Here is a 20,146-nt window from a genome sequence, read left to right on the forward strand (position 1 = left end):
TTTTCAACGGCTCGCCAACCTTGACTCGGTCGGTGTTCGCCTCCACTTGACGAGTTGGGATACCCGGCGCAGTGTCGGGTTGAACGCACAATCGACCGAGGGACCTCTCTTTCATGGCCAAGAACGCCCCCCTTCCTGCTGCGCTGGACGCTTTGCCGGTATTGCCGTTGCGCGACGTCGTGGTTTATCCGCACATGGTGATTCCGCTGTTTGTCGGTCGCGACAAGTCCATGCGCGCGCTGGAGCGCGCCATGGAAGGCGAACGCCAGATCCTGCTGGTCGCGCAGAAGAGCCCGGACATCGACGATCCGGAGATTTCCGACCTGCATCAGGTCGGCACGCTGGCTGGCGTGCTGCAGTTGCTGAAATTGCCTGATGGCACCGTGAAAGTGCTGGTTGAAGGCCAGTCGCGCGTGTCCGTCGAAGGCTTCAAGGAAGAGGACGGCATGCTGACCGCGCGTTCGCGGGTGATCGAGCCCGTGTACAACGTGAAGGAACGCGAGCTCGACGTAGTCTCCCGCACGCTCATTTCGTTGTTCGAACAGTTGGTCAAGCAAAGCCGCAAGTTGCCGCCGGAAGTTTTGGCCAGCTTGTCCGGCATTGACGACCCGTCGCGTGTCGCCGATTCCATTGCCGCTCATCTTTCCGTGCGCATGGCAGACAAGCAGAAGGTGCTGGAGACGGCTGATGTCGGTCTGCGGCTTGAACTGCTGATCGGCCTGGTCGACGGCGAGATGGACTTGCAGCAGGTCGAAAAACGCATCCGTGGTCGAGTCAAATCGCAGATGGAGAAAAGCCAGCGCGAGTATTACCTCAACGAACAGATGAAGGCGATTCAGAAGGAGCTGGGTGACAACGAAGACGGCCCCAACGAGGTCGAGGAACTACAGAAGAAGATCGAAGAGTCGGGCATGCCCAAGCCGGTGTTGACCAAGGCACGGCAGGAGTTCAACAAGCTCAAGCAGATGTCGCCGATGTCCGCCGAGGCGACCGTCGTGCGCAACTACCTTGACTGGCTGGTCGGGGTGCCGTGGAAGAAGCGCAGCAAGGTGCGCAAGGATCTGCAGTTGGCCCAGGAGGTGCTGGACGCCGACCACTTCGGATTGGAGAAGGTCAAGGAACGTATTCTTGAATACCTCGCGGTGCAGCAGCGCGTCTCGTTGATGAAGGGCCCGATCCTGTGTCTGGTCGGACCACCCGGCGTGGGCAAGACCTCGCTAGGCCAGTCAATTGCGAAGGCCACCAATCGAAAATTCGTCCGCATGAGCTTGGGCGGCGTGCGCGACGAAGCCGAAATTCGTGGTCATCGGCGCACCTACATCGGTTCGATGCCTGGCCGGATCGTGCAGAACATCAACAAGGTGGGCGCGAAGAATCCGCTGTTCGTGCTCGACGAAATCGACAAGATGTCGATGGATTTCCGTGGCGATCCGTCCTCGGCATTGCTTGAGGTGCTGGACCCGGAACAGAACCATGCGTTCAACGACCACTATCTTGAGGTCGATCTGGATCTGTCCGAGGTGATGTGGATTGCTACCGCCAATTCACTGAACATTCCTGGTCCCCTGCTGGATCGCATGGAAGTCATTCGCATTCCTGGCTACACCGAAGACGAAAAGCTCGGCATCGCGCAGAAGTATCTGCTACCCAAGCAGCTCAAGGCGAACGGGCTGAAGCCCGAGGAACTCAGCGTCAACGAAGAGGCGCTGCGCGACATCGTGCGCTTTTACACGCGCGAGTCTGGCGTGCGCAATCTGGAACGCGAGATTTCCAAAATTTGCCGCAAGGTGGTCAAGGAGCTGACGCTGGGGCAGGTCAGGAAGCTCAAGGTCAAGGCCGTCGCGAAGAAGGGCAAGGGCAAGGCGAAGCCTGCTCTGGACAGCGTCGCGGTCACTGCGGACAACCTCGATCATTTCCTTGGCGTGCGTCGTTTCGATTTCGGCCGCAAGGAGCTGCAGAATGAAGTGGGTCTGGTCACTGGCCTGGCCTGGACCCAGGTCGGTGGCGAGTTGCTCAGCATCGAAGGGTCGGTAGTGCCCGGCAAAGGCCGCTTGGTGCATACCGGTCAGCTCGGCGACGTCATGAAGGAGTCAATCCAGGCAGCTTTGTCCGTAGTGCGGGCACGTGCCGATCAACTCGGTATCGATCCCGAGTTCCACCAGAAGCTCGATGTGCATATCCACGTGCCGGAAGGTGCCACGCCGAAGGATGGTCCCAGCGCGGGCATCGCGATGTGCACGGCGTTGGTGTCGGTGTTGACCAAGGTGCCGGTGCGTTCCGAAGTCGCCATGACCGGTGAGATCACGCTGCGTGGTCGAGTGTTGCCGATCGGTGGTCTGAAGGAGAAGCTGCTCGCGGCCCATCGCGGCGGAATCACCACGGTGATCATCCCCGAAGACAACAAGAAAGATCTGGTCGACATGCCGGCCAACATCACCTCCTCGATGCAGATCTATCCGGTGCGCTGGATCGATGAAGTGCTGGATATCGCGCTGGAGCGTCCGCTGCAGCCCAGTACTGCCAAGGCTGAAACCCCCGCAGGTGTTGCCGGGGACTCCACGGAGGCACATTCGCTGACTCACTAGGCCGCCACCTCAGGGGTTTGCTGGTGCCGGTTTGGAACGCCACGCGACAGCGCGACGTTGCTCCGGCATGTTCAACCCCGTGCGGGGATCTTTGACCTAGCCGTTCAGTGCTTGTTTTGCAAGCGGGCAAAAGTTCACTTTATCGTGCAAAAACGTTGCTGTGACTTGTGTTGCGCCTGCTGGCAACGCACTGGTATAAAGGCGTTACCGTAGTCCCGGCGTTGTCCGTCAGCGCAGTGATGCGGGGTTGCTTCACGGCATCCTGCAAGCCAACCATCCATGTCGGCGTCTGGTCTTCGGACTGATGGCGTCGTCGAAATCCGAACGAGGGAGTTTTCTCAATGAATAAAACCGATCTGATCAATGCCATCGCCGAGAAGGCCGAGCTGACCAAGGCCGACGCCGGCCGTGCTCTGGAAGCCTTTTTCGAGACCGTGCAGAAGTCGTTGAAGAAGGGTGAGGACGTTTCAGTCGTTGGCTTCGGCACGTTCACCGTGCGCCAGCGCGCTGCGCGTACCGGTCGCAACCCGCGTACCAACGAAGCGATCAAGATCAAGGCATCCAAGGTCCCCGCGTTCAAGGCTGGCAAGACCCTCAAGGATGCCCTAAACTAAGCGGCTGACGCTTGGTTTCGGGTGCTTAGCTCAGCGGTAGAGCGTCGCCCTTACAAGGCGGTGGTCGTAGGTTCGATCCCTACAGCACCCACCAGAAAGAATGCGGAGTGGTAGTTCAGTTGGTTAGAATGCTGGCCTGTCACGCCGGAGGTCGCGGGTTCGAGTCCCGTCCACTCCGCCACAGTTCACAAGGGCGCCCGTGTGGCGCCCTTGTCATTTGAGCGATACGCGTTCGGGCGGCGTTGCCGGGCAGCGTATGACGGTTGGCTGACTTGAGTTATTTGCGCACCGTGCGCTTTCACCATCTTGCGGGAAGATTTCGATGCTGCAGGCAATGCGTAACAAGATGCATGGATGGCCGTCCATCGTCCTCCTTGGGGTTTGCGTCGCTGCGATGTCGCTGTTTGGCATGGAGAGCTACTTCATGTCCCATGACGACGCCTTCATAGCCAAGGTCGGCAAACACGAAATCGACCAGCGCGCGTTCCAGGACCGAACAAACCAGTTGCGGCAGCAGAAAGTTGCCGAGCAAGGCGACAAGTTCGATTCCGCCGCGTTCGAGAGTACCGAGACCAAGCTGCGCATCCTCGACGGCATGATCGACGAGCAACTGCTGCAGCAGGCGAATGATGACTGGGGCCTGCGCGTTTCCGGCGCGGCGATGCGCGATTACATCGCCTCGATTCCCGCCTTCCAGGTCAACGGCCAGTTTGACGCAACCAGCTACAAGGCCTGGCTGACCAGTCAGTACAAGACACCGGAAAGCTTCGAGAACGAGATCCGTGCTTCATTGGCGATCCAGTTGTTGCCTTCGGCGATCAACGCCAGCACCCTCGTCAGTGATGCGCAGCTTGACCATTACATGAAGTTGCAGGCCCAGCGCCGTGACCTGCGCTACTTCGTGTTGCAGCATCCGACGCTTGAAAACAATGCGGTGAGTGATGCCGAAATTGCCGCCTGGTACAAGGCGCATCAGGCTGATTACATGAAGCCCGAGATGGTTTCGGTGAAGTATGTCGAAGTTGTCGGTGCAGATTTGCCGTTGGCGGCGCAGCCGAGCGACGAAGATCTGCAGAAGCGTTACGAGAGCGAGAAGCAGCGTTTCGTGCAGCCGGAACAGCGTCTTGCTTCGCATATCCTGATCGACGTACCCGCCAATGCCACGCCGGAGCAGCAGAAGGCTGCGCTGGCCAAGGCTGAGAAGATTGCCGCGGAAGCGAATCCTGAAGACTTTGCCAAACTGGCAGAGCAAGATTCGCAGGACCTCGGCTCGCGTCGTATGGGTGGCGACCTTGGCTGGCTGGAGAAGGGTGTCACCAATGAGGCGTTCGATTCGGCCTTGTTTGCCCTGCAGAAAGGCCAGATATCCAAGCCGGTGCTGTCAACCGACGGTTATCACATCATCTGGCTGCGCGATGTTCGCAGCGGTGAATCCAAGCCGTTCAGTGAAGTGCGCGATCAGTTGGTCAAGGAAGCGACCACGGCGGATCGCGACCGCAATTACAACGATGTCGCGGGCAAGATGTCCGACAACACGTATCAGAACCCCACTTCGCTTGAACCGGCTTCGGATGCATTGAAGCTGCCGATCAAGAAGACCGCCCTGTTCTCGCGCACTGGCGGCGAAGGCGTGGCGGCGAACCCGAAGGTGGTTGCTGCAGCTTTCAGTGATGACGTGCTGGTTCAGGGCAATAATTCTGCACTGATCGATCTGGGCAACAACCACTCGGTGGTGATTCATGTCGATCAGCACGTAGCCGCAGCCGCCAAGCCGCTGGCAGAAGTGCGTGACGATGTGCAAAAGAAGATCCTTGACCAGCGTACGGCTGCGGTCGAGAAGAAGCAGGCTGAGGACGGGCTGGCGCGCCTGCGCAAGGGCGACAGCATGGACGACGTGGCCAAGTCGCTGGGTGCCACGGTCATTGCCGTGAAAGAGGCGCTTCGCCACTTTGAAGTGCCTGCGCCGCTGTTGACCGAGGCCTTCCTGCTGCCGCACCCGCTGGCTGACAAGTCGCAGTTTGCCGCGGTGGATATGTTGAATGGCAGCTATGGTTTGCTGGCCGTGGACAAGGTGCAGGACGGTGACCTGTCCAAGGTGTTGCCGGAACAGCGAGAGATGCTACGCCAGCAGATGGCGCAGGCCTACGGCTACGAAGCGACGCGCGAGTTGATCGATCAACTCAAGGCGAAAGCCAAGATCAAGATCAACAAGCAACGCCTGTAATTTCACGGTCCATGCGTCATGGGTATTGAGGAAGGACGACCTTGTGTCGTCCTTCCTTTTTTGTATTCAACGGTAGTGGACATGCCGGCGTGTGCAGCCGAACATGGTGCGCGTTCGGGGTGTTGCTGAAACAGGGGAAGACATGGGCAAGGGCAGGTTGGAAGCGTTCAGCGATGGCGTGATTGCGATCATCATCACGATCATGGTGCTGGAGCTGAAGGTACCGCAGGACACTACCCTAGCGGCTTTGGGGCCGCTTGCGCCGGTATTGCTCAGTTACGTGCTCAGCTTCGTTTACGTGGGCATTTACTGGAACAACCATCACCACATGCTTTCGATCAGCCACCGGGTGTCGGGCATGGCTTTGTGGGCCAACTTGCATCTGCTGTTCTGGTTGTCGCTGTTTCCGTTTGTCACGGCCTGGATGGGTGAGAACCACCTCGCACAGGGTCCCACAGTTATTTACGGTAGCGTCCTGCTGATGGCCGCTATCGCTTACTGGATACTTGAGCAGGCACTGATAGCCGTCGGCGGCGCTGATTCGGCATTGCGAGCGGCGATTGGTTCTGACTGGAAGGGAAAGTCTTCACCGGTGTTCTACCTGTCCGGGATTGCGCTGGCCTTCTGGCGACCGTGGGCGGCGCAGCTTGTTTACGCTTTGACGGCGTTGATCTGGCTGGTGCCGGATCGGCGCATCGAGAAGGTGGTCGAAAATTGAGTCGCTCCGCTGCGTACTCGCAGCGCCATTGCACGTCACTGGGGAGTCATCATGAAAGCAAGAATCCTTCTGGTCGGGCTGCAAGTGTTGTTGGTGCTGGCTATCGCCGGGCCGGCCCGTGCGGTGGTTCCTGATGCTGATGCCGCAGCCATCCGGCAAGTGATGGATCAGCAACAAGCTGCCTGGAACCGTGGCGATATTGATGGTTTCATGCACGGTTACAAGGATGCGCCCGATACCACCTTCGTGAGTTCCAGCGTACGCAAGGGCTATCGCGTGATCCTCGCCGGTTACCACCAGCACTATGCGACCAAGGACCAAATGGGGCAGCTCACTTTCTCGCAGTTCGAGGTGCGCTTGCTGACCGGGAGCAAGGGCGAAGTCGACTACGCCGTGGTCACTGGACGTTTCCATCTTGATCGGCAAGCTCACGGCGAGACGACCCAGAATGACGGCGTGTTCTCGCTGCTGTGGCAGAAAACTCCGGAGGGCTGGAAGATCATTCTTGATCACACCAGCTGAGCGGGAGGATTCGTCGCAAGACTCTCGCTGATCTGTCAGGGTTGCAGCAGAAACGCCAGCGACTCAGCACACGGTGCATCGACCTTCAGGGTCAACAGCGCGTCGGCGCGCGTGCGCCCCAGTGTGACGGCGGCGATCGGCTTGCCGGCGCGTGCCGCGGCGTCGACGAAACGGTAGCCGGAATAGACCATCAGCGACGAGCCGACCACCAGTACGGCATCCGCCGCTTGCCACGCGCGTGCGGATGTCTCCACACGTTCGCGGGGTACCGCTTCGCCAAAGAACACCACGTCGGGTTTCAGGATGCCGCCGCAGTGTGGACAGGGCGGTACCGTGAAGTGCGCGAAGTCGTGACCTTCCAGGTCAGCGTCACCATCCGGCGCATCGGCGGCATCGAGTTGTAGCCAAGCTGGATTGCATGCCTCCAGCATTTGCTGGAATGAATGACGGGCCAGCCGCGCTTCACAGCTCATGCAGCGCACTTCGTCGAGCCGGCCGTGGAGATCGAGGACCCGCTCGCTGCCCGCTTTCTGATGCAGTCGGTCCACGTTCTGCGTCACCAGCAGCTCGATGCGTTCGCGCCGCTCCAGCTCCGTCAACGCGTGGTGGGTGGCGTTGGGCGATGCACTGCCAAAACGCCGCCAGCCAACCAGGCTGCGTGCCCAATAGCGTTGGCGCGTCGTCGGTTCATGCATGAAGGCGGCATAGTTCACCGGCGGTGGTCGCTTCCACTGCCCGTCGCGATCACGATAGTCGGGAATGCCTGAGTCAGTACTGCAGCCCGCGCCGGTAAGCACGAACAGGCGCGGATGGTCGGCGATGAATTGCTGGAGCAGAGTCATGGGCAAGACAGCGCTGAGATGGGGATGAACGGAACCAGGTAAGTCACCGACTTGTCACGTCGGCGGATGGGGGTGATCATGGGCGTCGGCAGCAGTGTGTCCGCCTTGCGGTGAATGGGACTCTGAGCAAAGGGAACAGCACATGGATCAAGTCAGTAACGAAAGTCACGCGATCACTGATGTGCAGAAGATCGACGCCGACAAGTACAAGCTCTGGCATGAAAAGCCGGTTGGCAAATTCTGTCTCGGCTTTTCGGTTTTCGTGATGGCAGAAATCCTTGTTTATGGAACCTTGCACTGGATCTTTCCGTTGATCTGAAGCATGGCATGGGTCGAGCGACATGCGTTCGGCCTGGCGCCCGCCGTCGCTGCCGGGAAGCAGTATTCAGCACAGGCAAGCTAGCATGGCGGCATGACGTTCAACCTGGCCGACAATTCATTTCGCGTACGTGGTTGCCTGCCGGCATGGCTGCTTGCCCTGTTGCTTGCAGGCTGTGCTTCGCAGCCGGTGGATCTGACGCCGTCGCACAGTCCAGCGCATGTCCGTGCGGAACTGCTGCGTTTGATGCCGAGCAGTGCCCGCGATCGAGTCGACTGGGCCACCGACATCCAGGTTGCACTCACCGCGCAACGAATCGTTCCGTCCACGCCGAATTTGTGTGCGGTGTTGGCAGTCACTGAGCAGGAGTCGGGCTTTCAGGTTGACCCGGTGGTGCCGGGGCTTGGAAGGATTGCGCGTCAGGAAATGGATCGCCGCGCCGTGGCGCAGCACATTCCCGGATTGTTGGTGGACGCCGCGCTGTGGCTGAAATCGCCGGATGGGCGGCGCTACAGTGAGCGCCTGGCGGCGGCGCGCACGGAGCGGCAGCTGAGCGACATCTTCCAGGACTTCATTGGCATGGTGCCGCTGGGCAGGCGTCTGTTCGGCGAGCTCAATCCCGTGCACACCGCCGGCCCGATGCAGGTAAGCATCGCGTTCGCCGAAGCGCATGCGCAGGGCTATCCGTATCCGGTCGAAGGAACGATGCGGGACGAGGTGTTCAGTCGGCGCGGTGGCATGTATTTCGGCATCACGCATCTACTTGGCTATCTCGCAGACTATCCGCAGATGCTGTACCGCTTCGCCGATTTCAACTCCGGCTGGTACGCCAGTCGCAACGCGGCCTTTCAGCAAGCGGTGAGCATGGCTTCGGGAATGCCGTTGGCGCTCGATGGTGACCTGGTGCGGCCAGATGCGAGTTTTGGCGATCCGCCTGGTGCGACCGAGCTGGCCGTACGTTCGCTGGCTGGCCCGCTGCAAATGAGTGATTCGGCGATCCATCGCGCGTTGCTGCAGGGAGAGCAGCAGGACTTCGCGGCAGGGAAACTATACCTGCGTATTTTCGCACTGGCCGAACGGGCCAAGGGTCGATCACTGCCTCGCGCGGTGCTTCCGGGCATTACATTGAAGAGTCCGAAGATCACTCGAAAACTCACCACCGCATGGTTTGCCAAACGTGTGGACGAGCGCTGGCAACGCTGCATGCGACGCGCAGGGATAGCGCAGCCCTGAACAGTTGGCTGGGTTGTGCATGCATCGTCATTACATGCGGCAGGCTAAGCTCGTTCGAACGGCGCTGGTTGGTGCCGCGCTGCCCACGAAGGAGACTGCGATGAAGAAGATTCCCACTGGCGCCTGGATTGTAGTTGCCGATGGCGGTGGCGCACGACTGCTGCGTAATGTGGGCAGCGGGCTGGTCGTTTCACTTGAGCAGGTCGAAGTGATCGAGCCGAAGGATCTGGCCAATGAGGGCCCGGCCGGGCGTCAACCGCCCGAGCGAAGTTCGGCCGAGATCGACGAGGCGACCTTCGCCAAGCAGTTGGCCAGACGGCTGAATGCGGCTGCGTTGAAGAACGAGTTTGCACACCTGGTGTTGGCGGCCGACCCGCAGACACTAGGCCAGATCCGACCTTTGCTGCATGAGGAAACCAGCAAAAGGATGGTAGAGGAGTTGAACAAGACCTTGTTCCATGCGCCCCTGGCTGATATCGAACGTGCTTTGAAGCCGACTTGGTAAGGGCCACCGAAGCGCTGATGGATTTCATTTTACGGGTTGAAGATTTCGGCTGAGTCACCCACGTTCCGTGGCGCAGCCAGCAAGCAGGAGTTTCACGTGGGCAAGCTTTCCGACTTTCCGATCACGGCGCAGTGGCCGCCGATATATCCAGACCGAATCCAGTTGTATTCGCTCAGCACGCCGAATGGGGTCAAGGTTTCGATCATGCTGGAGGAAGCTGGGCTGGCGTATGAGCCGCACCTGGTTGATATCAGCAAGGACGAAAGCCACACGCCGGCCTTCCTTTCGCTGAATCCGAACGGCAAGATCCCGGCGATCATCGATCCGGACGGTCCGGGTGGCGAGCCGCTGGCCTTGTTCGAATCCGGTGCGATTCTGTTGTATCTGGCCGAAAAAACCGGGCAGTTCATTCCGGCCGATCCGGCGCGGCGCTGGGAAACCATTCAGTGGGTGTTTTTCCAGATGGCATCGATTGGTCCCATGTTTGGTCAGGTCGGCTTCTTCCACAAATACGCCGGCAAGGAATACGAAGACAAGCGACCGCTGCAGCGCTATGTCAACGAATCGAAACGGCTACTCGGCGTGCTTGACGCGCGACTGGATGGGCGCCGCTGGATCATGGGCGAGGACTATACGGTTGCGGATATCGCGACGCTGGGTTGGGTGAACAATCTGCTGACGTTCTACAACGCAGGAGAACTAGTGGCGTTCGACAATTTCCTGCATGTCTCGGCGTGGCTTGATCGCGGGCTGGCGCGGCCAGCGGTGCAGCGTGGCCTGACGATTCCTGCCAGTACCTGAAACTTGCCACGATTTCGCCATCTAGAAGGCCGTAGCGCGCCTGCCAGGCTGGTTAGCCTCAGGCGTTCCGGGCGGTTGTCGTCCCCATGCGAGAAAATCCAATGAATCGTCGAGGCTTGCTGCAGGGCATTTTGCTGGGGGCGACGGCGTTGCCGCTGTTTGGTGTGGCGCTCGCGACGCCGGCTCCCTCCGATCCGCGTAACGTGGATGCGGCTGCTGCACGCCTGGCAGCTCTGGAGCGCCAGCACGGCGGCACGCTGGGCGTGGCGATACTGGACACGAGCAGCGGCCGCCAGGTCGCGCATCGTGCCGACGAACGCTTTCTGATGTGCAGTACGTTCAAGTTGGTGGCAGTAGCCGCCGTATTGGCGCGGGTGGATCAGGGCAGGGAGCAACTGGATCGTCGCATCATCTTCGGCAAGAACGTCCTGTTGAACTGGGCGCCGACAACGACGCACCGCGTGGGCGCGCCAGGCATGACGGTGCGCGAACTGTGCGAAGCGGCGATCACGGTAAGCGACAACACCGCCGCGAACCTGTTGCTGGCCAGTCTCGGCGGTCCCGCCGCCGTGACTGCGTTCGTGCGTACGCTTGGTGATCCACTCACCAGGCTCGACCGAACCGAGCCCGAGCTCAACGTGGGCAGTCCGGGTGACTTGCGCGATACCACCACGCCGGCCGCGATGCTCGCTGATCTGCAGGTGCTGTTGCTTGGCAATGCACTTTCCGTGGCATCGCGCGGGCAATTGATTGAGTGGCTCTGCGGCAACACCACCGGCAATGAACAGCTGCGCGCCGGCGTGCCGGCTGGCTGGAGAGTCGGTGACAAGACCGGCAGCGGCGCCCAACACGAAGCCAACGACATCGGCATCCTGTGGCCGCCGCAGCGCAAACCGCTGCTGGTGACGGCCTATTACAAGGGTTCGACTGCGGGCGCTGACGGACGGCATGCGGTATTGGCTGCGGTGGGCCGTATCGCTGCATCGATCGCGGTGCTGCCCAGCGGTCGTTGATCCAATCGTGATGGCTTCCACATCAGGTTGCTGGGTAGCGTAGTCCGCATTTTTCGGATAATCAGGGTTCCGGGAAATCCCCTGCGTGCCGCGTGAGCTGATTGAGACGAGAAGCATTCCGCCCATGGTGGGCCAAGGCGCACACAATGCCGGTCATGGCATTCGGCAGCGCACCCGCCTAACGCCACATTTCGATCCTTGATGATACCCGTGCAGGAGATGTTCCATGGCTTCGTTCGAATCGTCGTCACGCTATGCAGCCTCTATTCGTCGGATGCACTGGACGATATTTGTTCTGGTGTTGCTGGCCTACGTCTTCATCAACCTCTTCGAGCAGTTTCCGAAGGGCAGTGCCACCCGCGTTAACGTGCTGGCAGCGCACTACACCGCGGGACTCGCGGTGCTGCTGCTGGTGCTGCCACGTTTGCTGCTGCGCCTGCGCAATGGACGTCCAGCCATCCTGCCGCCACCACCTCGCTGGACCGAGTTGCTGGGCAACATCACCCAGGTTGCGCTGTACCTGTTCCTGTTGGTCCAGCCGATTCTCGGGATCATCACGCTGCAGATCGGCGGCAAGCCGGTAACCCTGTTTGGCTGGACTCTGCTGCCTTCGTTCGTGGACTTGCCGAATCGCGTCTTGTCGCATCAATGGGAAGATATCCATGGCACCGTCGGCACGATCTTCTATTACGTGATCGGGTTGCACATCCTGGCTTCGATCTGGCACCACTTCGGTCGCCGTGACAACACGTTGAAGCGGATGCTTTGAACCCAGCGCCTTCCGATCGCCTGACCTTTGCAGAGAGCTCCCGCGTGCACCGACGCCATCACGAAAGACACCGTACCGGCCGAATGGGCTGGCTGCGCGCCGCGGTACTTGGCGCAAACGACGGCATCGTCTCCACGGCTAGCCTGGTGCTGGGCGTGGCTGCCGCCCACGGCAGCGCGCAGAGCGTACTGATTGCCGGCATTGCCGGGCTGGTAGCTGGCTCGATGTCGATGGCTGCCGGTGAGTATGTGTCGGTGCATTCGCAGGCCGACAGCGAACGCGCCGAACTCGAACGTGAACGCCACGAGCTGCAGACCGATGTCGAAGCCGAGCACAAGGAACTCGCGGCGATCTACGCGAGCCGCGGACTCGATCCTGTTTTGGCCAGGCAAGTTGCCGACCAGCTGATGGCGCACGACGCGCTCGACGCCCACGCGCGCGATGAGCTTGGCATTACCGAGGCATTCAGGGCGCGACCGCTGCAGGCTGCCGCAGCCTCTGCCCTGAGTTTCGCGGTGGGCTCCGCACTGCCGTTGCTGATGGTGGCACTGACACCAGCCAGCATGTTGCTGCCGCTGGTGTTCGCCACCTCACTGGTGTTTCTCGCGGTGCTCGGCGCGCTGGCCGCCTGGGCCGGCGGCGCGCCGATGGGCGTTGGTACCCTGCGCATCACGTTCTGGGGCGCCCTGGCGATGGCGATCACCGCCGGTGTCGGCATGCTTTTTGGCGTGAGCGGCTGATACCAGGATGACTCATTCTCCGGGGTGATAAACCCGTTCGGTATGGCCGTCCAGTTGTTCCGGCCAGAAATACACCGTGCGCAGGTTGCCGGTGGTGTAGCGCTCGGCTTCGTCATTGAAGTGCTTCGAGTCAGGATGACCGCTCTCGCCGCCGGCGGTGATCGCCCTCGCACTGACTTTCGGACCGAACTCGACCACCGCGACGAAGCTGTTGCCACTGGTGCCGTAGTAGCGCTTCGTGCCGGGCCAGCGGTGTGCGCCGAACGAGGCCAGTGAACCCCAGCGCGAGGAAACGAACGGTACCGGAATGCTCGGCTTGTTGTCGTTGAAGCTTTGCACGATGGCGCTGTCGTTGCGCTGGAAGCGGTTGATCTCGCCCCACGGCACGCCCCAGCTGCCGAAGTCCTGCTGCAACCGGTCGGAGGCCGCAACCAGGGCATCCAGGCGGGCTTTCGGACCGGCGTCTCCCGCCATGAAGTCGTAGACCGACTGGTCTTCCGACTCGGCCTGGGCATGTACCCGATCCCACAACGTGTCGCCCCAGAACACCGCCAACGAAGTCGGCATCGAGGCGATGCCCCAGCGGTAGTCCCAACCGCGCAGCAAGGCGATCTGGCCGGCCAGACGCGGCTTCAGCGGATCGTTGTCGGGCAGCCGGTCGTAGTCGGACACCAGTACCGGGATCAGTTGCGAGAACGCGGGCAGGTAGGAATCGAACGCCGCCGTGATCAGCGAGGCCTTGCTGAAGTCGCGCACGCGATCGAGCACGCGGGTGGCGTGAATGCCACGCGGGTTTTCGCCGAAGGTATCCATGTAGCGGGGATAGTCCTTCTGCTGCGGGCTGAACTTGCCGGCGGCGGAGTAGGGCCAGTTGTTGGTGTTCATGATCCAGCCGTTCGGCGGGTTGAGCAGGTGCGGGGCTTCGTCCAGCGCATGCAGACCATGCCAGTCGGTAGCCGGATCGCTGCCGTCGACGGGCTTGGTGTAGTCAAAACGGTTGTCGCGTTTGGGGATGAACTGCGGATGCATGTACGCGATCTCGCCCTTGTCGTCGGCGAAGATCGTGTTGTTCGACGAATTGGCCTTGAGCTCGGCCACCTTCAGGTAGCTGGCGTAATCGCTGGCCTTGGTGCGCAACCAGCTCTGTTCCAGCGCGGCCATCGGCTTGTTCATCAGGGCCGTGGCGATCCACTGGTGATCGGCGGCGCGCACGATCGGTCCGTGATGGGTGAAACGTGCGGTGAAGCTGCGGCTGGCCATCGAGCCATCTTTCGCGCGATAGCTCAGCTTGATCGTACGCGAGGTGACTGGTCGCAGTTCCTTGCCGTAGCGGTAGAACCACTGGTCGCCCTTGTGCACGATGGTCTCGGCAAATTCGTCGACCACGTCGGCGCCGGTGGAGGTATGCATCCAGCCGATGTGCGGGTTGAAGCCCTGGTAGATGAAGAACTGGCCCCAGGTGACCGCGCCGTAGGCGTCCAGGCCTTCATCGCTGGACATCTGCAGCTCGGAGCGGAAGAAGAACGAAGTGTGCGGGTTGATCCACAACAGCGCGTGGCCATCCGCGGTGAGCTTGGGCGCGATCGCAAAGCCGTTCGAGCCGGTTGGCTCTACCCAGCTCGACGGCGTTTGCACGCTGGCCAGCTTGGTTCCGTCCTTGTCGTAGAACGCGGCAAGTTGATCGAGCGAGACCCGCTCGATGTCGCCGCCGATGCTGCCTTCGCTGAAGCTCAGCGCCATCCATGGTTCGAAATGGCGAATCACGCGCGGATGCACGTCCGGGTGAGTGGCGAGGTAGTAGTTCAGGCCATCCGCCCAACTGTTCATCAACGCCTGCAGCCAGGCTGGGCTCTTGGCGTATTGGTCCTTGAGCACCACCGGATCGATGAACAGCTGCTGGCGAAGATCACTCCAGATCGCTGACTCGCCTTCCGCTTCGGCGAGCCAGCCCAGCGAGTTGAGGTAATTCGTCTCGACCCGGTTGAAATCGTCTTCGGCCTGGGCGTAGGCCATGCCGAACACGGCATCCGCGTCGGTTCGGCCATGTACATGGGCGATGCCCCAGTCATCACGGGTGATCGTGATGGCCTGGGCCTGACGCTGCCAGCGAGCCTGGTCGGGCGACGCCGTCTGTGCGCTGGCAAGCAGCGACGTCAGCATCAGTGTCGTGCCTAGCAGGCAGCGCGGCAGCAGGCTGGGCAATGCCGGGCGATACATCTTGCTCAAGGTTGGAGTGTGCATCAGCTTGTGATCCCCTGGTTCGCCGGCGCTGCCGTGTCGGGTGGAGTTGATCACTACTGGCTCGCTCATGCAAAGCCTGGGGTTAGAGCGTGCACAAAACTCGGTGCAGCCAGTTGCATGGCGCCGGCCCTTGTTCCCGGTGAGCAGTGTTTCCACATCCCGGTGGCAGCCCGCATTCCGGGGTGTGAATCATCCGTGGCTGGTGCTAGTCGGGCAGAAGTACGATCCTCATGACCTGTTCTTCGTGCCACACGGCGAGTGGCGCGAGGTGTGGTGAAAGGCGGATTTGCGCAAATGAAGGGGCATGCAACATGAAGGTCTTGCTGCTTGGCGCCACGGGCATGGTAGGTCAGGGTGCGTTGCGTGAATGCCTGCTGGCTGAGGACGTGAGCGAGGTGCTGACGCTGGGCCGCACGCCGAGCGGACAGCAGCACCCGAAGTTGCGCGAACTGATTCATGCAGACCTGTTTGACCTCGACGCGATCGAAGGCCAGCTGAGTGGTTTCGACGCCTGTTTCTTCTGCATCGGCATGACCTCTGCGGGGATGGACGAGGCAACCTATACGCGACTGACCCTGGACCTCACGCTGGCCGTGGCGAAGATGCTGGCGCGTTGCAATCCACGGATGAGCTTTGTTTATATCTCCGGTGCGGGTGCTGACAGCAGCGAGAGCAGCCCGACCATGTGGAAGCGGGTGCGTGGCCGCTTGGAGAACGCGCTCCAGCGACTGCCGTTCAAGGCGGTTTTCATCTTCCGCCCGAACATCATCCAGCCGCTGCACGGGATTCGATCCAGGACCGTTGCGTACCGATGGTTCTACACCCTCACGCGGCCGTTGCTGCCACTGCTGCGCGCCTTGATGCCAAACAGCATCCTGAGCACTGAAATCGTCGGTCGCGCCATGCTTGCGGTGGTGCGCGATGGGGCGCCGAAGGCCGTGCTGGAAGCAGCCGATATCAGCGCTTTCGGATTGCCTGCGGCGAGCGAGGGTTGATCGCTGCACTTGGCTTGGCGCGTTGCGTGACGGCCGCCATTCCATCGCGTATCGCCCGGGCCGTTGCCCGATGCCGATGACTCACTCTGCGAGCTGATGCTCGTCGTGGGCACTTCAGCGATCGCCGTCAGGGTCGGTCAATTTCGCCGGATTGCGGCCTGGTAGCCAGATCGCCACCCGCCACACAGGCACTCTTTCTGGCGTGGCCGCAAATTGCAGGGCCTGGTCCGCCTGCGTGAGCTGGCTTTTCCGTGAATTGCAAATGCAGATTTTTCGATAGCGCTGCTGCGATATCGGGAGAGCGGCCGCATGTGGAATCCTCCACCCGGCCGGATAGCGACGCAGTAATCCACTGAGTCGCAACATTCAAGGAGAACGCAATGCACAACGAATTCAAACTTGCCGGCCCGCAGACTGAACTGTCCAGCTATCCCCAGTGGGCGCAGGACATGGTGGCCGATTGCGACAGCACCAAGCGCAGCGTCATCGAACATCCGCTGTGGGGATCGATGATCGACGGTACCCTGGGCAAGACCGGGGTGACCCATTTCATGGTGGGAATCTGGCCAGTCATCGAACGCTTTCCGGCCTACATGGCGCAAAGCCTTCTGAAAACCCGGTTTGGACGGAGTGATGGCGACAACCTGGCGCGACGCTGGCTGGTGCGCAATATCCGGGTCGAGCAGAATCACGCCGAGTACTGGGTCAACTGGGCCGAAGGTGCCGGCATTCCGCGCGAGCAACTACTGCATGGATTGGCGCCTTACGGCACCGAGACGCTGGCCAACTGGTGCGAGGAGGTCAGCAAGACGGATACGCTTGCCGCAGGCATCGCAGCCACCAACTATGCGGTGGAAGGTGCTACGGGCGAATGGTCGCAGTTGCTGTTCCAGAGCACCCGTTATGCCGAGCGGTTTCCGGAAAAAGGCCGGGCAGGTACGTTGCGCTGGCTTCAGTTGCACGCCGCTTATGACGATACCCACCCGTGGGAGGCGCTGGAGATAGTCTGTACACTGCTGGGAACCAAGCCATCTGCCGATGAAGTTGTTCATATTGGCGAGTGCATCAAGCGCAGCTACACCAGCATGCGGTTACTCGCCGACCGCTGTATTGAGCCGAATCGTGTTTTTGAAGTGTTGAGCGAGGCCGCAGCCTGACGGATCAGGTTCGGAACAGGACGTTCAGAACGTGATACTTCAATCACGAACCAAGGGACGCAATGGGTAGTTCGCAATTCACCTTGCAACGACCGCTGTCACGGCGCCTTATGCCGCTTGCCTATGGGTTGGTGGTCATGCTGGTCGTTATCCTGGCGTTGACTTGGGGCGCTCTGAAATTGCAAGTGGCTCTCGCCGGTTTTCTCAACGGCGAGAGCATTTGGTCGAAGGCGCAGAAGCAGTCGGTCATTTCCCTGGAGAGCTATGCCAGCTCGGGCGACCCTGCCGCGTTGGCGGATTACCGGCTCAATTACGACGTGTTGATGGTGGACCTTTCGGTACGTGACAAAGTTATTTCGGGTGAGTTTGATTACGCTGAAGTGGCTGGCCTGCTACACCGCAACAACACGGTCGACTCGGCGATTCCCGGCGTCATTTTCATGTTGCAGCATTTTTCCGGTGCGCCGTACATGCGCGATGCAGTGGATGCCTGGCGCTCCACCGATGCATCGATTGTCGAGCTCAATACCCTTGCCGATGCGCTGGCTGTTCGTTATGCCGCCGGTCCGCTGAGTGAGCAGGAGATTGCAAGCCAGCGCGAGCGTATACATGCCATCAACGCGTACATCGAGCCGCGCAGCAAGTTGTTCTCGCGCAAGATCGTCTACGGTGCGGTCTGGATGGGGCATGTGCTGTTCTGGAGCGTGCTGGCGGCGGCTTTACTAGCTGCAGGGTTGTGGCTGGGCATGGCACGCAGAATTCTTGCCGGCATACGTGGTAGCGAGGAGCGTTACCGTTTGCTGTTTGACAGTGCGGCCGATGGCATCGTGATGATCGATGAGTCCAGTGGTCGGATACTGGATGTCAATCGCACCACCTTGCAGTGGACCGGGCGTGCCTCGGCTGATCTGGTCGGCGACCGCTTCGTCCACCTGTTCGTGCAGTCCATGGTGGCGGATTCAGCCGGCCGGGCCAGCAGCAATTTATTGCTGGGCGAACGCGGCAGCACGCGTCCGGTGGAGCTGCAGACCAGTGTCGCCAGTTGGGGCGACCAGCCAGTGCGTCAGGCGATCATTCGCGATATTTCCGACCGTGTGAAGATGGAGCAGGAACGGCGAATCGCCGCCGAGGCACTGGCAGGTATTGCCGAAGGCGTGATCATTGCCGACGCACAGCGACGAGTGATTTCCACCAATGAAGCGCATGCGGTACTGAGCGGTTTTGCTGTCGCGGCGTTGCTGGGTCGGCCCCTGGATGAAAACCGCTGCCTGCCGGATGGACGGCGGCTGCCCAGGTCGATCTGGGACAGTGTTGCGGCTGGCCGAAACTGGAGCGGCGAAGTGCTGAGCACGCGGCGCGATGGCAGCAGCTATCCCGAGCAGCTCAGCATCAGCGCGATCCGCGATGCGGACGGCAATCCGCAGTATTACGTGGCGGTTTGCACCGACATCCACGAGGCCAAGGCAGCGCAACATCGGTTGGAGCAGATAGCTCGGCACGACCCGCTTACCGGTTTGGTCAATCGGGCGGAATTCGAGCGGCACTGCGCTGAGGCGATTGCGGTGGCGGAACGCGAACGGTTGGCGGTGGTGGTGCTGTTCATTGATCTGGATGCATTCAAGATCGTCAATGACAGCTACAGCCACGCAATTGGCGATCGCTTGCTGGTCAAGGTGGCCGAACGGATCAGTCGTCAACTTTCCGAGGGTGATGTAGCCGGGCGTATCGGTGGCGACGAGTTCACCGTGCTGCTGCCGCGGTTGATACTACGCGAGGATGCGCGGGCGATTGTCAGTCGCTTGCTGACGAGTCTGGCCGAACCGCTGTTGGTCGAAGATTACGAGATCGTGCTCAGCGCCAGTATCGGCGTGGCCGGGTACCCGCTCGACGGAACCACCGCGCCTGCCCTGATTGCCAATGCCGATGCGGCGATGTATGCCGCGAAGGCCGAAGAGCGCAATGCATTCCGCTTCTACACGCCGATGATGCATGCCGACACGCGACGGCGCCTGCAGTTGGCGACGGAGCTGCGCCAGGCGCTGGCACGCAATGAGTTCCATATGGTGTTTCAGCCCAGCGTCGAGTTGCGGACCGGGCGCATCGTGGCAGTGGAGGCGCTGTTGCGCTGGAACCACCCGGAACGTGGCGAGATCATGCCGGGCGAATTCATTCCCGTGGCCGAAGGGCTCGGCTTGATCCGGCGTATCGACGAGTGGGTGATGCAGGCGACCTGCGCGCAGATTCAGCAGTGGGATCTGGCCGGCATGCCGCCGATCCGGGTTGCGGTGAACATCTCTGCGCGATGGTTCGGGCATCCTGCGTTTGTCGAGGAAATCAGTCGCGCCTTGCAGGCGCGACAATTGCCGGCTAGTCGTCTGTTGCTGGAGATCACCGAAAGTGCCATGTTGCGCCTTGGCGACGATATCGAGCGCACCATGCAAACCCTGCATGCGCTGGGAATCGAAGTCGCCATTGATGATTTTGGTACCGGCTATTCCTCCATGGCTTATCTGAAACTGCCTGCCGTGGCGTATCTGAAGATCGACCGCTCCTTCGTCACCGGTCTGCCGGGAAGCGCCAACGATGTGGCGATTACCGAAGCCATGCTGGCGATGTCGCGCAGCCTTGGCCTGATCACCATTGCCGAAGGCATCGAGACTGAGGCACAGCACGATTTTTTAATGCACAGCGGTTGTGTCGAGGGGCAGGGCTATCTGTACTCGCGACCGTTGCCTCCCGATGCTGTGCGGCAGTTGCTCAGCCCCAATCAGCCGCTGGTTCCCACACGGTTGAAGCTGGTGCCGCCCAAACGCGGCTGACCAGGATCGCACCCGTCGTGCTGGCGCGGGCGCATTGACCTGCATCAGG

At 60.8% G+C, this 20,146-nt stretch carries 17 protein-coding genes and 2 tRNA genes; 17 read left to right on the plus strand and 2 right to left on the minus strand.

Annotation, left to right across the window (positions count from 1 at the left end; all coding sequences use genetic code 11):
• Window positions 1-113 precede the first annotated feature (113 nt).
• The 7 genes from lon to PY254_RS09785 all read left to right on the plus strand — a co-directional run bounded on the left by lon (window position 114) and on the right by PY254_RS09785 (window position 6,663).
• A complete protein-coding gene (lon, locus tag PY254_RS09755; RefSeq protein WP_281011862.1) occupies window positions 114-2,585 on the plus strand; it encodes an endopeptidase La in 2,472 nt (823 codons plus the stop codon).
• Between the two features lie 341 nt (window positions 2,586-2,926).
• A complete protein-coding gene (locus PY254_RS09760; protein WP_281011863.1) occupies window positions 2,927-3,199 on the plus strand; it encodes a non-specific DNA-binding protein Hbs in 273 nt (90 codons plus the stop codon).
• Window positions 3,200-3,218: 19 nt separating this feature from the next.
• Window positions 3,219-3,293: transfer RNA gene (locus PY254_RS09765), tRNA-Val, on the plus strand.
• Between the two features lie 10 nt (window positions 3,294-3,303).
• A tRNA-Asp gene (locus tag PY254_RS09770) sits at window positions 3,304-3,380 on the plus strand.
• A 141-nt stretch (window positions 3,381-3,521) separates the two neighbouring features.
• On the plus strand, window positions 3,522-5,423 hold the full coding sequence (locus PY254_RS09775; RefSeq protein ID WP_281011864.1) for a SurA N-terminal domain-containing protein: 1,902 nt from the start codon (window positions 3,522-3,524) through the stop codon (window positions 5,421-5,423).
• A 142-nt stretch (window positions 5,424-5,565) separates the two neighbouring features.
• Window positions 5,566-6,141: a TMEM175 family protein gene (locus tag PY254_RS09780; protein ID WP_281011865.1), complete on the plus strand. Its 576-nt coding sequence runs from the start codon at window positions 5,566-5,568 to the stop codon at window positions 6,139-6,141.
• A gap of 51 nt (window positions 6,142-6,192) precedes the next feature.
• Window positions 6,193-6,663 (plus strand): YybH family protein, encoded by a 471-nt coding sequence (locus PY254_RS09785; RefSeq protein WP_281011866.1) that lies wholly within the window; start codon window positions 6,193-6,195, stop codon window positions 6,661-6,663.
• Between the two features lie 35 nt (window positions 6,664-6,698).
• On the opposite strand, the gene PY254_RS09790 is transcribed toward PY254_RS09785, so the two are convergent.
• Window positions 6,699-7,505: an NAD-dependent protein deacetylase gene (locus tag PY254_RS09790; RefSeq protein WP_281011867.1), complete on the minus strand. Its 807-nt coding sequence runs from the start codon at window positions 7,503-7,505 to the stop codon at window positions 6,699-6,701.
• A gap of 142 nt (window positions 7,506-7,647) precedes the next feature.
• On the opposite strand from PY254_RS09790, the gene PY254_RS09795 reads away from it, so the two are divergent.
• From PY254_RS09795 to PY254_RS09825, 7 genes are all read left to right on the plus strand, one after another.
• On the plus strand, window positions 7,648-7,824 hold the full coding sequence (locus PY254_RS09795; protein ID WP_281011868.1) for a hypothetical protein: 177 nt from the start codon (window positions 7,648-7,650) through the stop codon (window positions 7,822-7,824).
• Between the two features lie 93 nt (window positions 7,825-7,917).
• Window positions 7,918-9,057 (plus strand): DUF1615 domain-containing protein, encoded by a 1,140-nt coding sequence (locus tag PY254_RS09800; RefSeq protein WP_281011869.1) that lies wholly within the window; start codon window positions 7,918-7,920, stop codon window positions 9,055-9,057.
• A gap of 100 nt (window positions 9,058-9,157) precedes the next feature.
• Window positions 9,158-9,562, plus strand: a complete 405-nt coding sequence (locus PY254_RS09805) for a host attachment family protein (RefSeq protein WP_281011870.1) — start codon at window positions 9,158-9,160, stop codon at window positions 9,560-9,562.
• Between the two features lie 96 nt (window positions 9,563-9,658).
• Window positions 9,659-10,363 carry a glutathione S-transferase N-terminal domain-containing protein gene (locus PY254_RS09810; RefSeq protein ID WP_281011871.1) on the plus strand — a complete coding sequence of 235 codons (705 nt, stop codon included), beginning with the start codon at window positions 9,659-9,661 and terminating at the stop codon, window positions 10,361-10,363.
• A gap of 101 nt (window positions 10,364-10,464) precedes the next feature.
• Window positions 10,465-11,376 (plus strand): class A beta-lactamase, encoded by a 912-nt coding sequence (gene bla, locus PY254_RS09815; RefSeq protein ID WP_281011872.1) that lies wholly within the window; start codon window positions 10,465-10,467, stop codon window positions 11,374-11,376.
• A 226-nt stretch (window positions 11,377-11,602) separates the two neighbouring features.
• Window positions 11,603-12,145, plus strand: a complete 543-nt coding sequence (locus tag PY254_RS09820; RefSeq protein WP_281011873.1) for a cytochrome b — start codon at window positions 11,603-11,605, stop codon at window positions 12,143-12,145.
• Between the two features lie 83 nt (window positions 12,146-12,228).
• On the plus strand, window positions 12,229-12,885 hold the full coding sequence (locus tag PY254_RS09825) for a VIT1/CCC1 transporter family protein (protein ID WP_281011874.1): 657 nt from the start codon (window positions 12,229-12,231) through the stop codon (window positions 12,883-12,885).
• Between the two features lie 12 nt (window positions 12,886-12,897).
• Here PY254_RS09825 and PY254_RS09830 read toward each other — a convergent pair whose 3' ends face one another.
• Window positions 12,898-15,126: a penicillin acylase family protein gene (locus tag PY254_RS09830; protein WP_281015195.1), complete on the minus strand. Its 2,229-nt coding sequence runs from the start codon at window positions 15,124-15,126 to the stop codon at window positions 12,898-12,900.
• Window positions 15,127-15,437: 311 nt separating this feature from the next.
• Between PY254_RS09830 and PY254_RS09835 the strand changes: the two genes are divergently transcribed.
• From PY254_RS09835 to PY254_RS09845, 3 genes are all read left to right on the plus strand, one after another.
• Complete coding sequence (locus PY254_RS09835; protein WP_281011875.1) at window positions 15,438-16,121, plus strand: NAD-dependent epimerase/dehydratase family protein; 684 nt, start codon at window positions 15,438-15,440, stop codon at window positions 16,119-16,121.
• Window positions 16,122-16,501: 380 nt separating this feature from the next.
• Complete coding sequence (locus tag PY254_RS09840; protein ID WP_281011876.1) at window positions 16,502-17,278, plus strand: iron-containing redox enzyme family protein; 777 nt, start codon at window positions 16,502-16,504, stop codon at window positions 17,276-17,278.
• A 110-nt stretch (window positions 17,279-17,388) separates the two neighbouring features.
• Window positions 17,389-20,097 (plus strand): putative bifunctional diguanylate cyclase/phosphodiesterase, encoded by a 2,709-nt coding sequence (locus tag PY254_RS09845; RefSeq protein ID WP_281011877.1) that lies wholly within the window; start codon window positions 17,389-17,391, stop codon window positions 20,095-20,097.
• Window positions 20,098-20,146 lie beyond the last annotated feature (49 nt).

Origin of the sequence: Rhodanobacter sp. AS-Z3, from assembly GCF_029224025.1 — a bacterium.
GTDB lineage: Bacteria > Pseudomonadota > Gammaproteobacteria > Xanthomonadales > Rhodanobacteraceae > Rhodanobacter.

What these genes read in the sequence shown, in the direction of transcription:
- PY254_RS09820 (WP_281011873.1), top strand. Translation starts at nt 11,603, where the DNA reads ATGGCTTCGTTCGAATCGTCGTCACGCTATGCAGCCTCTATTCGTCGG.
- PY254_RS09790 (WP_281011867.1), bottom strand. Translation starts at nt 7,505, where the DNA reads ATGACTCTGCTCCAGCAATTCATCGCCGACCATCCGCGCCTGTTCGTG.
- bla (WP_281011872.1), top strand. Translation starts at nt 10,465, where the DNA reads ATGAATCGTCGAGGCTTGCTGCAGGGCATTTTGCTGGGGGCGACGGCG.
- PY254_RS09840 (WP_281011876.1), top strand. Translation starts at nt 16,502, where the DNA reads ATGCACAACGAATTCAAACTTGCCGGCCCGCAGACTGAACTGTCCAGC.
- PY254_RS09835 (WP_281011875.1), top strand. Translation starts at nt 15,438, where the DNA reads ATGAAGGTCTTGCTGCTTGGCGCCACGGGCATGGTAGGTCAGGGTGCG.
- PY254_RS09845 (WP_281011877.1), top strand. Translation starts at nt 17,389, where the DNA reads ATGCCGCTTGCCTATGGGTTGGTGGTCATGCTGGTCGTTATCCTGGCG.
- PY254_RS09830 (WP_281015195.1), bottom strand. Translation starts at nt 15,126, where the DNA reads ATGCACACTCCAACCTTGAGCAAGATGTATCGCCCGGCATTGCCCAGC.
- PY254_RS09805 (WP_281011870.1), top strand. Translation starts at nt 9,158, where the DNA reads ATGAAGAAGATTCCCACTGGCGCCTGGATTGTAGTTGCCGATGGCGGT.
- PY254_RS09785 (WP_281011866.1), top strand. Translation starts at nt 6,193, where the DNA reads ATGAAAGCAAGAATCCTTCTGGTCGGGCTGCAAGTGTTGTTGGTGCTG.
- lon (WP_281011862.1), top strand. Translation starts at nt 114, where the DNA reads ATGGCCAAGAACGCCCCCCTTCCTGCTGCGCTGGACGCTTTGCCGGTA.
- PY254_RS09795 (WP_281011868.1), top strand. Translation starts at nt 7,648, where the DNA reads ATGGATCAAGTCAGTAACGAAAGTCACGCGATCACTGATGTGCAGAAG.
- PY254_RS09800 (WP_281011869.1), top strand. Translation starts at nt 7,918, where the DNA reads ATGACGTTCAACCTGGCCGACAATTCATTTCGCGTACGTGGTTGCCTG.
- PY254_RS09780 (WP_281011865.1), top strand. Translation starts at nt 5,566, where the DNA reads ATGGGCAAGGGCAGGTTGGAAGCGTTCAGCGATGGCGTGATTGCGATC.
- PY254_RS09775 (WP_281011864.1), top strand. Translation starts at nt 3,522, where the DNA reads ATGCTGCAGGCAATGCGTAACAAGATGCATGGATGGCCGTCCATCGTC.
- PY254_RS09825 (WP_281011874.1), top strand. Translation starts at nt 12,229, where the DNA reads ATGGGCTGGCTGCGCGCCGCGGTACTTGGCGCAAACGACGGCATCGTC.
- PY254_RS09760 (WP_281011863.1), top strand. Translation starts at nt 2,927, where the DNA reads ATGAATAAAACCGATCTGATCAATGCCATCGCCGAGAAGGCCGAGCTG.